This is a genomic window from Pseudomonas shirazica (genome assembly GCF_015168335.1).
GTDB lineage: Bacteria > Pseudomonadota > Gammaproteobacteria > Pseudomonadales > Pseudomonadaceae > Aquipseudomonas > Aquipseudomonas asiatica.
The window spans coordinates 4164691-4179842 of the sequence record NZ_CP063456.1 but is presented as its reverse complement, the minus strand read 5'-3'; the positions used below and the strand labels follow the sequence as shown (position 1 = coordinate 4179842).

Here is a 15152-nt window from a genome sequence, read left to right as displayed (position 1 = left end):
CATTGAAAGTGACCAGAGAGAAAGTTGGTTGATGCGCGTAATTGCCATCAATTAGTTTAATTAAACTGCTTAATTTTGGCTGGCTTTGTACTTCATGGCGCTGGCTGACTTATAACGCGCAGACGTTGCTCAAAAAGTTCATTTAAAGCTTCTATTTTGAATTTCTGCGCGGACACTTTTGTATTTGGTCTTCGTATATCAACCACACTTCTATATAGTGGTGATTTAAAATCAATGCTACTTAATTCTTCTCCCTTTTCCTTGAGGAACTCACGAAGCTCGTAAGTGCTACAGTACCATTCTCGAAGGTCCTCGTTATCGCTGTACATCCCTTTTATCTTAAAAAGCATTAAGTTTTTATTTTTTGAGTGGCTATTTTGTTTGATAATGTCAAGGCAAAAAGTATTGCGTATATCTCCATCCGGAAGGAAGCCAAACTGAAACATAGGGTCGTCGTCCAGTCCTTCGATATGCGGGTGCATATGACCAAGCATGGAGTGGTTTCTTTTATGTTTTTGATTGCAGATGGAACCGGCGGGGATTAAGTTGTAAAGTGAGATGGCAAGGAAAGGAAATCGGGTTCTTGGATAGAAATGATCAAGGTCAGGTCGAATTGATATTGAACTATATGTTTGTATTGACTCCAGGCCGCAGTAGGGGCAAACCGTCATTTCTAGCTGTTCTGTGAGGGATTGGCCAAGTTCTTTTGAAACCGTATCATAGTCGAAGCAGTTGGAAAATTTGTTAACCCAGTCTGGGAAAAGCTGTCGGTCACGTTCAGTTAGCTGAGAGTGCCCGCGCCGTGCATTTTCTAATCTGCACAAATATTTTTTTTTCTTATGCCGAGGGATGTTTGATTCAAGTTCGCTAATTATGAAAGGCGTTAGATATAGCCGGTACCTAGAGGTCAATCTTTTGAGCTCTTGGATAGTTCGGTTTACGAGCTTGTCAAACGCAACTCTGTCGTCAGGGGAATCTGTAGTCATACTGATAACATTTGTTGCGATATCAATTTCTTTTAACAGGTAGCAATAGCAATACCGCTCCGCCATATATGGAAATAGTGTGTAGAGTCTTTGGATGATGCTCTCAAATGACGACGGCTGACTTCTAAGCAAACTCTCAAGATAACGCTTGTTGAATGTTTTCTTGGCTAATATTCGATGTGTGTCAGGAACTGTATCAATAAGCCTTGATATGTTAGGCCAGAGAACTACATCCAAGGCATACTGGATGTATTTTTCTTTGAAAGGAGATGAGAAAGTCTTATTGATCTTTATCATGATATAGGAAGAAGTTTCTTGTGTTCGGGTTTGGGATTCTGGAAATTAACTCTTTATCATCTGCGTTTAGCGCGCTCTGTTCCGCTTTCCTCAGAAGAAACTCGATTTTACGACGCGCGTGTTCGCCAAATGTAGATGTTAGGTGCATCCCTTTTAGATATATATCTGTGATGCTATTGCCAAATCCATATGAGCTTGTTGTTACTATCTCGCCGCATTCATTTTTTGTTAATGAAACGATATCCTCAGGAAGGAAGTCGCTTATAATTATTGGAGAATGCGTGCAAATGACTATCTGTGAAGTTTTAATATTGCGACTAGCTTCTATTAAGCGCAAATGTGAAAGCATTTCGTGGATAAATGTTCGTTGCCACTCTGGGTGTAAATATAGATCCGCTTCGTCAAACACGAAAATGGTATTTGATTCTGGATCCGTTGATTTCAGATGGTGGTAGCTTTCGGAAAAAATGTGGGTTTTAGCTAACTCGCCACTACTTATTCCTCGCCACCCCCAGTTGATATTGCTGGCAATATTCGAAGGCAGGCGATTAATCGCAGTCGTCAAATCCTGTATTGCATCATAGTAATCAGTCTTGACGCTTTTTAAGTTCAGCCGTTCGCCGTCATAGCAATAGTCAACTAAAATTGTTGCTATTTCATCAAAAGTATCTAGATACTTTTCGAGTAAGATTTGGAGTTTTCCAAAGTTTATTTTATTCTTATAAAGTGTTTCTTCGCTTTTGTCTGAGGTTATCGAGACTTGAACGAAGTCTGGCCAATCAGAATTTTCTAAGTCACTGATAGCTTTTTTTAGCCGGTTAGAAGTGCTCATCCCGATTGGGCTTTCATTAGACGTTTTGTCAAGCTCAAAGAGCAGTCCCGGGAGAGCCCATCCTTCGACGGTCGAAGCTTTAGCCAGAGCACTGCATATGGAGAGTAAGTTTAGATCAATTAGTTTCTGAAATACTAAGCCATGGGAGATTTCACTGTCTAATAGCTCGTACTGATGTTCATAAGTGAACCACTTCTCTATAAATTTTTTATCTGAACCTACTGCCTCGAGAGCTCGTTTAGCAATATTGGAGGGCGAGCTAGAGAAAACGAACTCAAACGCAATCTCCTCCATAAACTCCTCTCTTTCGAAAGAGTCTCTGAAATACTCTAGCAGTTTCTCGAAATATTTACGCTGGCTGGAGTTATTTTTAATGTTTTCGGATATGGTGAGATTGTGAATGTTCGGAAGGCTCTTCGTTTTTTTGAAATTCAAAGTGTCTCCAATTGAAGAGGCTGAGTTAATTTTAACGAAATTTATATTATTCTCTGACAGAAATTTAGCATTGTTAGTTACAAGGCTGTATTCTTTGTCGCAGTCTATCTCTTTAAGGGCAGAAGTTGAGATGTTTATAGGGCATATGTGATATTTTTGCGCTTTATTGTCAAAAAAAATTATGATTGCGCTTGAGTCACTATCGCCGTGTAGTGTCTCCAGAACATCAAGGATACTACTTTTTCCGACTCCATTAGGGCCGATCAAAGCAGAGCAATAACGATTATGGTAGTACTTGGCGGTGTCTTCAGGTTTGCTGAGGTGCAAAAAGTCATTATTGTAGCTGCAACGAAAGCTACCATTGAGCGGAACGTTAAGTCTATGTAGAGCTTTATGTTCTGCTATGAATATATGAATAAGTATCATGGTGCTATCCGTGTCGTGTAATCTAGGACCAATATGTTTAATTTTTTAAAGGGGCAACTGATTGCTTGCGGTTGCCCGTGAGTAATTCGTTCAATTTTGACTGGTGTGTGAGTCGAATTTTATGTATCGTTTCACAATATTCATAAATACGTGGTCGGCCTGATGGTGTTTTAAACCTCTGTTTACTACCGTTTTTAACATGCCCAATGCTTCCGAGTCCGAAGAATCGATCTGTACAATCTGGATTAAGCACTGTCCGAGTGAGGTGTATGGGTAAACATCGTGGAGCCCGCGCGTCTCGATCTCTCGTAGGAGTATGTCGGTCCCTTCTTCGTACAGATCCCGCTCTATACAATTGGACTTAATATATTTTTTCAAAAGTGTCTGCCCTAGAGCATGGCGGACTTGGAATGAATCATATAGCCCCAAGCCTTTTCTAAAACAGTGGATTGCCCCATCTATATCACCGTCCTTCTCTAGGAAACGCCCATATTGGAGCCAAAATACGCCGTCACTTGCAAATAAATCTTGGCAGTTTGAATAAATTTCGTGTATGTGGGAGTAGTTCTTTCTGCCTCTAAATAGCGTTTCGGTTAAATAGTGGAAGGAAAGCGTAGAGCGATATATTTTGTAGCTTAAGGGATGATGCTTGATGTCTTCGATTGTGAATTTAGGCGCCAGGCAGGTCATCAAGTCTATAAGCCTGGTTTTGATCTCTTGCGGCGGGATGTTGTAAGAGAGGTGGTATTCCGCGATCGAATGATGCCGCGCAGAAACACCGCGTGCTACTCCATGAGTATGGATTTTATCTCTTAAACCATCTGAAATTATTCTGTCTAGGTTTGATACGGATATCTTATGACTCTCAGCAATGAAGTTTAGTGGCAGAGGAAGACGTGCAGCAGTTACTAGTGCCACTGTTTGATAAACTTCGCGTGCTTCTTGGGTGTCAATTTCATGATATTCCTCTGCAAGCTTATCTCGGTATGACTTTCGAGACGAGAGGTCGTACAATGTTGCAAGTAGGTCTCCCTTGTATCCTTTGTCAAAATCAATAATTTCCTTTATTGACTCTCTTCTTGTTTTTCCTGCTAGTTTTTCGAATCGAATACCTAGCTTGAATGACTTGTCGTAAAGTTTAGTGGCGCTAGCTAGGTTAAGGCTTTCTACTTTGATTTGGCGAATGTTGTCCTGTTGGCTGGACATGAAATGATGTTTGTTTCTCTCGAATTGGCGTGTTCGTTCCTCAACAATGACGCATAGTCTGCACGAAGTCGGCCTGTCCATGATTCTGTCAAATACTGCATTTATAGCGTAAAAATGCTCATATGCAGCATCTACTACTAGGCAGAATAACCCTCGGGTGTCTTTTATGGTGTTCCAGAGGTGCTCGATTTCTATTCCATTCAAACCGTTAAAATAATGCACGTTAAGGTGGTTGGCGGAGAGCTCAGCTGCTGCCATCATACAAGCAGTGGTTTTTCCTGAGCCTAATGGACCGGTAACAGCGATAAGTCGGCATTTTGAGTCACTTATTAAGAAGGTGTTAACTTCGGAAACAATTGCTTTGTGTGCCGGGAGTATTGCTGGAACATTGTGTGATACATAGAACCATCCTGGTAAGTCGCCCATGTAAAATCTTGAAAATGGGCCGCTCTGTTTGCCTGCTAGGGTGATTTCTGTAGAGACGTGCTCGAAGTTTTCGGAAAACCATCCGCTGGAGCGGTTGCCGCTGTCTACTAAGTAAGGGGCCTTACGCTTTAAGAATTTTTCTGGCGATAAATGGGTTGTTTGAGACTTCAAGTAAGAAAAGAATTCGTCAGCGTCAGCTACTACTGGCGTTATTCCCTTCTTGATGTAGTGGTTTTGCTCGATTTTCGTAAAACTTTCTGCGACTACCCAGCTTGGCTCCTTGCTGTTAAAACTGTCGGTTGAATTTCTTGAACGGATAGCCGTATCGATAGCCGATCCTTTGAATTTCGAACCAATAAACAGGCAGTTGCCATATTCAATATTGAGCGCGCATTTTGCCAGCCATTCGCTCTGTTTAGAAGAGGTGACTCCGTAGCTGATTCCGTCAATCAATATGCCGGATGAGATTTCGGTGATTGTGCCGTGTAGGTAAACGATTGGGGGCGAGGTGGGTAATCCATGAACAGGTTCATTGTCAGAGTAATTGTATAGTTTGTAGTTGGGATAACTCAGTGATGCTTTCTTGTTTTGAGCTACGGCTTCATTTGCTATGTTGTCAATGCTTGTGGTGAAAATAGTTTTCCACCATAACTTGAAGATGTCCGCCTGCCAAGTATGTACAGAGCTAGCCGTATAGTTTGATTTTAAAAAATTATCGAAATTGATGATGTCATCTTGGCCGGCACTGAAGGCAGTAGGGAAATCGGTTTGCAGCGCTTCTTCTGGAGGATATCCTGCTGCGTCAAAGATTCTCTTTATGAGTTCGTCGTTTGACGGAATTCCTTTGCCATTAATGGAGGGTGTCCCAGCGAATACATCTGCACCCAAGAATAGTGTTAAGTCCCCGGTCTCCATTTTCGGGATTATTTCTTTATCGATTATCTTTTTTGCTTCTTGGTTCAACATGGGCGACTCCTATCCCTAGAATTCAGGTCGTCTGCATTTGGATCTCTTCGGCCGCTTCCTCTAAGAGGCCGTTAGGGGCTCGATCATATCAATTTGGCACCACTAAAGAAGCTAGGAGGCATCAGACCTTCCGGTTACGGCATCTCCATAGGGTGGGTGTGGCGGAAGGGCTATCTAGGGGCGGGTATGGGAAACCACGGTTAGGCTGGGCTATCTGTACGCAGGACATGTTTTTTCGTGCGATGGGTGAGATGCTGAGACGCCTGCGGGTCTTGATAGCTGGGTGATCAGGGAGGACCATAGGAGCCAATTGGCTGACTCGAGCACAAGCGCAGAGGTAGGAGATGAAAGATCGCAGCCACGATGAAGCTATGGCGGAGCTGTATCAGCGTGATCCGTTGTATGTCATTGAATTACTTGTCGATGTCTGTAAGGGGGGCGACAGGGCTGAGCTATCTGTCCTGCTCCGTCAGCTGTCAACAAACGTTGACTTGAAGCACTTAGGTTCCAGCAGCTTAAAGCCTCGGAAGTAGGCTGTGCGATCATGGTATTTTTAATGGTTTCGTTCGTGAATACCATGATCTTTGAGCCTTTTTTATTCAGTTTTGCATTGCTATTGATAATAGAGTGGGAATGATCGGGTAGCCAGCTCAGGCTGGTACCCGTAGGCACGGATACACCAGAAAGCCTGCATAATTGCGGGCTTTCTGGTTCTTGCTCATTCAGATTTGCTTATTCTTTTGGCTTTTTGGCAAATAGCGCTTTCTGGTAGACATTATAGGAAAGCAACCTGCTCTTCACCGCGACGAACTCATCGCCCTCCACGCGCTGCGGGTGCTTTTCCTGCGGGTCATTCTCGATATTGTATTTGGTCAGGGTGTCCGAACTGAATTCGTATATGTATTTGTAAGGGTGCTCCACCAAGGCTGACGCCAGTTGGTCAAAGAACGTGGACATGAAGAATGTGCGTTTGCCATGTTCCCTCAACAAGCTGATGCCTTGGACAGACAGGGGCGACTCGGTCACGCCAAAGAAGTCGGCGACCGTGGGCGCAACATCGATCTGGTGACTGGTCGTTGTGGCGGGTTTGGGCAGTGACTTTTCCTTGGCCCAGAAAATCAGGGGTACGGTCACTTCTTCTTCGTGCATGGAAGCGTTGTGAATGAAGAGACCGTGCTCACCAAACGACTCACCGTGGTCACCCACGAGCACGAATAATGTCGAGTCCAGAAGGCCTTGCTTGTCGAATGATGTCAGCATTTCACCCAGTACGCTGTCTGTTCTGGCTATGCAGTCTTCATACTTTTCCAGCTCGCTCAGTAATGGGGGCCCTTGGCTGCATTGGTAGGGGTAGTGGGCTGCGCTTGGGAAGTAGAGTGCGATGAAACCCTGGCCATTCTTTTTTATCTTCTCCAGGTAAGAGATGCTGGATGAAAACAGCTGTTCATCACTCTCTCCGAAGCTACTGGCGTGTTGTGAGCGATTTTCGGCATGGGTGATCTCCGAAACTGCATAGGCATTCGATACGCCGATGGACTTCAGGAAACCCTCCATGTTTTCGAATTGCAGGTACAGCGAGCTGAATGCGACGGCTTCCATGTCTTTCCTGTTTTTCAGCTCATGGATGACGCTGGGTTGTAGCAGGTACATGGCCTCTTTGATTTCAATATCTGGGTAGGCGTGCAGCCCCGTCAGGATCGCGTGGTAGCCTTTGGACGAGTGAGGCACTGATACGTACGTTTTGAAGAGCATGCCCTCCCGAGAGAGCTTATCGAAGGTGGGATACCTCTCGGCGGTTTTGATGTCGGGCGCAAAAACGCTGTTCCAGCGCACCGACTCCAGAATGATGAAGACCAGGTTCTTGAAGTCTGGTGTGGCATGAGATTGAAGTTTTCGGATGTCGTTGACGCTGGTTAGCGGGTAGGCGGGTTGTTCGAATGGCAGCGGCGGTCTATGCGGAGCTGCATTCAAGGGAGTCGTGCTTCTGAGTGTTGTGACCAGCGGGCTGACGACAATATTTTCGTTCAGGTAATAGCGTGCGTCTTTGGCATGGATGGAGCCGATGAGCAGGGCGCCTATCACCAGCAGCGACGCCCAGAGGTGTTGTCTTTTCTTTATTGGGGCCGTGCGCTGTTCTTTATAAGCGATGTAGGTTGCCAGCCCAGCGAAAGACCAGGTCACCAGGTAGGCAAGAAAAAGCACAAAGACAATGAACCTGAATGTGTGCCCGAACCCGGCGGCTTGGGTGAGGAACACCTCGGCTCCGGAGGTCAGGTTGCTTGCGTTCTGCAGGCTGTAGCGTATCAGTTGCCAGTCCAGTGGCTTCAGCCATAGCTCCCGAACTCGCATATCCACCAGCAGGAACAGCAGCAAGGCGCCTGAGGCGATGCTTAACAGATAAAAATTGAATTTGTTTCTGGTAATGGTGGTGGTAGCAATCACAAAGAAGGCGACCACCAGCAGCACGTCTTGAAGCAAGTACAGGGCAATATCGAGAACACCGGTCTCCACCCATCGATAGGAGAAAAACTCGATCAGGATGATCTTCGGTGCCAGAAGAAGGCCTGAAGTGAGCAGCAGCGAAAAATACAGTAATGAATTCCTGTGCCACATGGTGTCAAACCTTCGCATTCACAGAGCAGGCGTCTTGTCTGAAGCGATAGGCGGGCAGAAGGCCAGCACCTGTGCACCCCGTCTGTTGAACTTAAGCAGCCCACCCTGAATCGGGCAAGTCAGCCTCTGGGCGTTAGTTGGGTACCGGGGGGAGCAGGTTGCCACAGGTGTCGGGGCAGATAACCGGTCGCGCGACAAGACTTCACTTAATCTTTCGCAAATGCAGGTGTATCGTATTCGCCCTTCATCGCCAGCCCCTGCTGGCAGACTGATTGCGCAGAACGCGAGGTACCCGCACCGATGTCCTTCACCCGTCGATAAATGCTCAAGGGCCCGACCGGCCTGGTTGTGGTTGGCCTGGGCGCCGGAGGCGCGGCCCGCTACTGGCTGGGCAAGGTCGAGGACGATAACGCCGGGCATGACTACGAACTGATCGCCGCGCCGCTTGACGTCGAGCTGGTGCCGAGGTTCAAGACCGAGGCCTGGGCCTTTATCATTCAGCTGTCTGCCCCGACGGGCGCATCATCACAGCGAATAGAACGGGTCGTTTTCAGGCGCCTGGTCGTGCAACGCTTGGGCGAGGTCCTGGATGTGTTCAGACCACGCCACTGTCTTTACCCATTCCTCGGGCATGCCGGATACCCCGTACAACGCTCCGGCCAGCTGCCCAGCCACGGCTGCCACGCTGTCGGCGTCGTCTGCCAGGTTTGCCGCCAGTAGCACTGCGTCTCTGAAATTGTCGGTATTCCAAACCGCCCATAGCGCAGCTTCCAAGGTGTCGATGACATACCCTGAGGAGCGGATCTGGTCGCGGCTTTTTTCCTTGTATTCGCCAGCGTTGATGATGGTGGCGCGGGGCTGCAGCGGGCGGACCATCGGGCGGCACATTTCATCCTTGTCGGCGCCGTTCAGGGCGAGGTGCAGCTGCGCGCCCAGCAGTTCGCAGCCACTCACTGCTTCGGGCGCCCGATGGGTGGCCCGACTCTGGCTTTGGGCTTCGCGCCACGTGGATGGCAGCATGTGGCGCCTGAATATGGCGGTGGGGGCGAGCCGGATGATGGAGCCATTGCCGGCCGTATTCGGCTCTGTGTTGCCTATCCAGTCCAGGCCATGGCGTAGCCACCCTTCCAAGGCAAGGCGTGTAGCATTGCCGATGTCGAAACAGACACCGTTTGCGCTGTTTTCCCCTCGCTTGTACCACCTGCACAGTCGCTCGAGATAATCTGCATGGTCGAATCGCATGCAAGCCAGGTACGAGTCCGCCAGGCAAAGCGCCATGCTCGTATCATCGGTCCACTCACCTGGCTTGAGCCTGAACGGCCCGCCGCCGACCATGTCATCGACGTGTGCTTTATCGCGAGGCAGGAACTCCAGGGTGGTGCCTACGGCATCGCCAATGGCCAAACCCAGCAACGCACCTTTGGCTCGGTCGAGCGATTGTTCGGGGGTTAATGTGCAAACGCGCGATTCTTGCCATTGCGGGTGCACGTAGGCACGGCCTGCGGACTCGCGTGGGGTGGGCGCTGGTAGCAAGTGGTTGTACCGGTAGGCATACTCGGTAACTTCAAGGGTAGGGCTGTGCAGGTCGATCATAGAACTTCTTCTAATAAGAGATGAGTCGTGGGGCCTTGCTCAATCCGGTTCAGTACCCTGAAAGAAGTACCCGGCGGGTACAGTACTTCCGCCTCGGGAATTTGCGTCAGGAAACTGATGTCCTTGCCGGATACGCCGCGTACGACCATCTGGGTATTGCCCGCGAATGGTGTTGTCGCGGATGAGCTGAAGAATGCCATGTCGGTCTCCACTGCGCCCATTTGCATGCGATTGAGCACATCCAGTGGCAGATCCGTTCCACGGTAGGTTTCAGCGCCAACGTAGCGAGGCAAGCGTGCCAGACCTTCGGTTGCATGCTCGGCAAAAGCCATGATTTCAGGCGTGGCTGTGCCTTGGCGCATCGCCAGGTTATACGCCTTGTACACATCGTTGGTAGAGTAACCGTAAAGTGCGCCTATTTGATCGTCGCTGAGCAGTTTCGAAAGCTCCGGGGCCCGAAAATCTGCCCGGGCGCGGCCTTCGGCAATCCATCGCTCTGCCATGTCCTTGCCCACTGCCTCTCGCAGGCTCATGAGCTTCTTGGGCGCCGCTGCAATGCTTTTTTCAGTGGCTTGCTTTGCTGGCGGCAGCTCTGGCTCTGCTTTCTGCAGCGGTGTCGCGGCCTTCATCTGCAACTCAGGTTCAGCCAGCAGCCTGCTTTCGTTCTTCGCCAGCCAGGTGGCCAACTGTTTGTTGGAGATTTCGGCTTGAAGCTTGGCACTACGGCTGGCGATGCTTTCCACGCTGCTCATCACGCCGGCTTTCATCTGCCCGCGGGTCAGGTAGGTCACAATTGCCATCAGCAAAAGCATCACCAGCTGCTCTTGCCCACGGGCCAGTTGCCTTGCAGCGTGTTCGGTACGCTCTTGAACCAGCGCCGCCGAGCCGCCCGAAGGGTCGAGACCGGAGGGTTTCAAGCCGTCTTCGGCAGTCCACGCGGTAGCAAGCCCCTCTTGCATGGAGGCCAGGCACGCGGGAAGCCCTTGATAGAAATACTCCGCGATGGCGGCCAGGCCCAGCGCCATCAGGATCAGGTTGCCGACCTGCAGGCCGATACCGCTGCCTGCGACCACCCCAGGTGCCGCACCGACGCCAAAGGCTAGAGAACCCACGGCGCCGCCGATAGCGCCGCCTAGCGCGACGCTGCCGCCGAGAATCATCACCACTTCCTGCACGAGCTTGAGCAGTACGGGCAAAATCTGGTCGATATTGATGGACGCCCATTTGCGCGACAGATTTGACTGCATCATGGGATAGGACAAAGCCATCGCCTGCCGGACATTGTCTATCCGGTGTCCGCCTACAGCGCCATAAGCCTGGCTGGCGCCATCGCTTACGCGACGGGTGAAGCCGTCCCAGCTGTCATGGACATTGCGCAAGCCGCTGCTGACGCTTTGATTGAGGGCGCTGAATTTTTGGTCCAGGTTGCGTTCGATGTCGCCCCAGCTAGGGACGTGAGTTGATAAGTCCATTTACCATTGCATTCCTTTAGAGAAGGCAGGTGAGTGTGCGGGCGGCAGGCGATTCTTTCCCATGCACCACGCTGACGGTCAAGCCAGTCGCCAATCGAGCTGCCGATTGCATTGCGAGGCATTTTCTCATCTGAGGTGCCTCTGGCAATGGTGTCAATTTGATCTCATGCTTGTCGGTCAGTTCCGTTAAGTCTGCCGAATGGCCAATAGGGTGGCCAAAGCAAACGATGGCTGGATACTTCACTTAATATTTCCCATTTGCAGGTGTATCGTATTCGCCCTTCATCGCCAGCCGTGCTGGCAGCTTGATTGCGCAGAACGCGAGGTACCCGCACCGATGTCCTTCACCCGTCGACAAATGCTCAAGGGCCTGACCGGCCTGGTTGTGGTTGGCCTGGGCGCCGGTGGCGCGGCACGTTACTGGCTGGGCAAGGTCGAGGACGACAACGCCGGGCATGACTACGAGCTGATCGCTGCTCCCCTGGACGTCGAGCTGGTGACGGGCTTCAAGACCGAGGCCTGGGCCTTCGGCCCTTCGGCGCCAGGCACCGAGTTGCGTGTGCGCCAGGGCACCTGGCTGCGGGTGCGCTTCATCAACCACCTGCCGGTCGAAACCACCATCCACTGGCACGGTATCCGCCTGCCGCTGGAAATGGACGGCGTGCCCTATGTGTCGCAGCTGCCAGTCAAGCCGGGCGAGTACTTCGACTACAAATTCCGTGTGCCGGACGCCGGCAGCTACTGGTACCACCCGCATGTCAGCAGTTCCGAAGAGCTGGGCCGTGGCCTGGTCGGCCCGCTGATCGTCGAGGAGCGCGAGCCGACCGGCTTCCAGCATGAACGCACGCTCAGCCTGAAGAACTGGCACGTGGACGAGCAGGGCGCCTGGTTGCCGTTCAGCATCCCGCGTGAGGCGGCGCGCAACGGCACCGCCGGGCGCCTGATCACCATCAATGGCCAGGCCGATTCGGTCACCGAGTTGCCAGCCGGCCAGGTTGTGCGGGTGCGTCTGCTTAACCTGGACAACACCTGGACCTACCGCATCAACCTCAAGGGCAACTGCGAGGCAAAAATCTATGCTCTGGACGGCAATCCGGTAACCCCGCGCCCATTGGACGATGACTACTGGCTCGGCCCAGGCATGCGTATCTGCCTGGCTGTCCGTATTCCCGAGGCGGGGGAGGAGATCTCCCTGCGCGACGGTTTCGTGCGCCTGGGTACCCTGCGTTCGGTTGCCAGCAACGACGCGCCAAGTGACTGGCCGCCGGCGCTACCGCCCAACCCGATCGCCGAGCCGGACCTGGAGAATGCCGAAAAGCTCAACTTCAATTTCGAGTGGGCGGCGAAAGTCTCGGTCACTACGGACCAGGATAAGCCGTCGAGCATGTGGCAGATCAACGGCCAGGCCTGGGACATCACCGACAAGACCTGCGCCGAGCGCCCCATTGCCACGTTGCAGAAGGGCAAGAGCTACATCTTCGAGCTGAAGAACATGACCCAGTACCAGCACCCGATCCACCTGCACGGCATGAGCTTCAAGGTGATCGGCTCCAACCGTCATGACATCAAGGAGCCGTGGTTCACCGATACCTACCTGCTGGGCAAGAACGAGCGCGCCCAGGTGGCGCTGGTGGCGGATAACCCGGGCACCTGGATGTTCCATTGCCACGTCATCGACCACATGGAAACCGGCCTGATGGCCGCGATCGCGGTGGTCTGATGCGCCCGCAGATCATCGATCGCAGTCGCGATCAGGAATTCATGCGTCTGGCCCTGGCCCTGGCCGCCGAAGGTGCGGCCATGGGCGAGGTGCCGGTGGGCGCGGTAGTGGTGCAGCATGGGCAGGTGATCGGGCAGGGCTTCAACCGGCCGATCATCGACAGTGACCCCAGTGCGCACGCCGAGATGGTGGCCATTCGCGCGGCGGCGAAATCCGCCAGTAACTACCGGCTACCCGGCAGCACCCTGTATGTGACCCTGGAACCGTGCAGCATGTGTGCGGGGTTGATCGTGCATTCGCGGGTGATGCGGGTGGTATTCGGCGCGCTGGAGCCCAAGGCGGGGATCGTGCAGAGCCAGGGGCAGTTCTTCGGGCAGGGTTTCCTGAACCACCGGGTGATGGTGGAGGGGGGGGTGCTGGCGGAGGAGTGCGGGCAGATCCTCAGTGACTTCTTCAAGGCTCGCCGAGCCAAGGGGTAACCTGTCAGTGCCCTATCGCCGACAAGCCAGCTCCCACAGGATATCTGCAGGCCTTGGGGGCAGTGGTGAGCCTGTGGGAGCTGGCTTGCCGGCGATAGGGCCCTGACAGGCTACATCGGCGGCGACTGCTCCGCCGGCTTGTCCTTGTTCACCCCGGGCACATGCAGGCTGCCCTCGGCCACCTGGCCTTCGAGCTGCGGCTGGGTCACCCAGGTGAGGATGTCGTAGTAGCGACGGATGTTGGCCACGAAATGCACCGGCTCGCCGCCACGTGCATAGCCGTATTTGGTCTGCCGATACCACTGCTTCTGCGACAGCCGCGGCAGCATCTTCTTCACGTCCAGCCACTTGTTCGGGTTGAGCTTTTCGCGCTTGGCCAGGGTGCGGGCGTCTTCCAGGTGGCCGCTGCCGACGTTGTAGGCAGCCAGGGCGAACCAGGTGCGGTCCGGTTCCTGGATGCTGTCGTCGAGCTCTTCCTTGATCTTCATGAAGTACTTGGCGCCGCCCTGGATGCTCTGCTTCGGGTCCAGGCGGTTGGACACGCCCATGGCCTGGGCGGTGCGCTGGGTCAGCATCATCAGGCCGCGCACGCCGGTCTTGGAGGTGACCTCGGGCTGCCACATCGATTCCTGGTAGCCGATGGCGGCCAGCAGGCGCCAGTCCACCTGCTCGACCTTGGCGTAGCTCTTGAAGTGCTTCTCGTACTTGGGCAGGCGCTGCTGCAGGTGCTGGGCGAAAGTGTAGGCACCCACATAGCCCAGGACGTCGACATGGCCGTAGTAGCGGTCCTTCAGGCGTTGCAGGGTGCCGTTCTTCTGCGCCTTGTCGAGGAACTCGTTGACCTCGTTGAGCAGGCTGTTGTCTTCACCGGCCGCCACCGCCCAGCGCTGGTCGCGGGTGTCGCCCAGGTCGAAGGCAACCCGCACGTTGGGGAAGTACACCTGGTTCATCGCCAGCTCGTTGGAGTCGACCAGGGTCAGGTCGATCTGGCCTTCATCGACCATGCGCAGCAGGTCGACCACCTCGACGGCGTCGGATTCCTCGTATTCCAGGCCCGGGTACTGCTTTTTCAGCTCGGCCAGCTGGTCGGCATGGCTGCTGCCCTTGAGCACCATGATCTTCTTTCCGACCAGGCCCTTGGCGTTGGTGGGGCGCGTGCGACCGTTGCGGTAGATGACCTGTGGGGTCACTTCCAGATAAGGGTGGGAGTACCTGACCTGGGCCTTGCGCCGTTCGCTGGTGACCAGGCCGGCCGCTGCCAGCACCGGGCCGGAGGGCTTGCCGAGGCTGTCATACAGCTCGTCGAGGTTGTCGGCGGTCTCGATCTGCAGCTTCACGCCCAGATCTTCGGCGAAATGCTGGACCAACTCGTATTCGAAGCCGGTTTCGCCGTTGCGGTCCTGGAAGTAGGTGGCCGGGCTGTTGCGGGTGATCACGCGCAGCACGCCATCCTCCTTCACGCGCTCGAGGGTGCTGGGTTTTTCAACGCAGGCACCGAGCAGCAGAAAGAGTCCGGTTGCGAAAAGCCATCTGGCGCAACGCTGGCGCAAAGCAGTGTGGGCGAACATAGGTTGCAGTATACGCAAAGGACTGGCCCAACCATATCTCGACAACTGTTAGCTTGTCTGGTAGCGGGTTCTGTGCTTTGGGGGCTTGCCTTTGGAGGTTCAGCGCCTGGGAGGTCGAGCGCCGCCCGCGCGG

At 52.6% G+C, this 15152-nt stretch carries 9 protein-coding genes and 1 pseudogene; 3 read left to right on the top strand and 7 right to left on the bottom strand.

What is annotated here, in order from left to right; genetic code table 11:
* Nucleotides 1-92: 92 nt before the first annotated feature.
* The 4 genes from IMX18_RS19280 to IMX18_RS19265 all read right to left on the bottom strand — a co-directional run bounded on the left by IMX18_RS19280 (nucleotide 93) and on the right by IMX18_RS19265 (nucleotide 8187).
* Nucleotides 93-1283, bottom strand: coding sequence for a hypothetical protein (locus IMX18_RS19280; RefSeq protein ID WP_217190045.1), 1191 nt, complete (start codon nucleotides 1281-1283; stop codon nucleotides 93-95).
* Complete coding sequence (locus IMX18_RS19275) at nucleotides 1267-2976, bottom strand: AAA family ATPase (protein ID WP_217190046.1); 1710 nt, start codon at nucleotides 2974-2976, stop codon at nucleotides 1267-1269. The genes IMX18_RS19280 and IMX18_RS19275 overlap by 17 nt, the downstream gene beginning before the upstream one ends.
* A 90-nt stretch (nucleotides 2977-3066) precedes the next feature.
* Nucleotides 3067-5574 (bottom strand): P-loop NTPase, encoded by a 2508-nt coding sequence (locus tag IMX18_RS19270; protein WP_217190047.1) that lies wholly within the window; start codon nucleotides 5572-5574, stop codon nucleotides 3067-3069.
* A gap of 732 nt (nucleotides 5575-6306) precedes the next feature.
* Complete coding sequence (locus IMX18_RS19265) at nucleotides 6307-8187, bottom strand: LTA synthase family protein (RefSeq protein ID WP_217190048.1); 1881 nt, start codon at nucleotides 8185-8187, stop codon at nucleotides 6307-6309.
* A gap of 321 nt (nucleotides 8188-8508) precedes the next feature.
* Between IMX18_RS19265 and IMX18_RS19260 the strand changes: the two are divergent.
* A pseudogene (locus tag IMX18_RS19260) lies at nucleotides 8509-8679 on the top strand (multicopper oxidase family protein); the annotation flags it as partial.
* A gap of 33 nt (nucleotides 8680-8712) precedes the next feature.
* Here the strand turns inward: IMX18_RS19260 and tri1 are convergent.
* Both tri1 and IMX18_RS19250 read right to left on the bottom strand, forming a co-directional pair.
* Nucleotides 8713-9780: an ADP-ribosylarginine hydrolase Tri1 gene (gene tri1 / locus IMX18_RS19255; protein ID WP_015269108.1), complete on the bottom strand. Its 1068-nt coding sequence runs from the start codon at nucleotides 9778-9780 to the stop codon at nucleotides 8713-8715.
* Complete coding sequence (locus tag IMX18_RS19250) at nucleotides 9777-11252, bottom strand: DUF6861 domain-containing protein (protein WP_015269109.1); 1476 nt, start codon at nucleotides 11250-11252, stop codon at nucleotides 9777-9779. The genes tri1 and IMX18_RS19250 overlap by 4 nt, the downstream gene beginning before the upstream one ends.
* 337 nt (nucleotides 11253-11589) lie before the next feature.
* On the opposite strand from IMX18_RS19250, the gene IMX18_RS19245 reads away from it, so the two are divergent.
* Entirely contained in the window at nucleotides 11590-12972 is a 1383-nt protein-coding gene (locus tag IMX18_RS19245) for a multicopper oxidase family protein (RefSeq protein ID WP_217190049.1), read from the top strand.
* Nucleotides 12972-13451, top strand: coding sequence for a tRNA adenosine(34) deaminase TadA (gene tadA / locus IMX18_RS19240; protein ID WP_015269111.1), 480 nt, complete (start codon nucleotides 12972-12974; stop codon nucleotides 13449-13451). The genes IMX18_RS19245 and tadA overlap by 1 nt, the downstream gene beginning before the upstream one ends.
* Nucleotides 13452-13561: 110 nt before the next feature.
* Here tadA and mltF read toward each other — a convergent pair whose 3' ends face one another.
* Nucleotides 13562-15019, bottom strand: a complete 1458-nt coding sequence (mltF, locus tag IMX18_RS19235; protein WP_015269112.1) for a membrane-bound lytic murein transglycosylase MltF — start codon at nucleotides 15017-15019, stop codon at nucleotides 13562-13564.
* Nucleotides 15020-15152 lie beyond the last annotated feature (133 nt).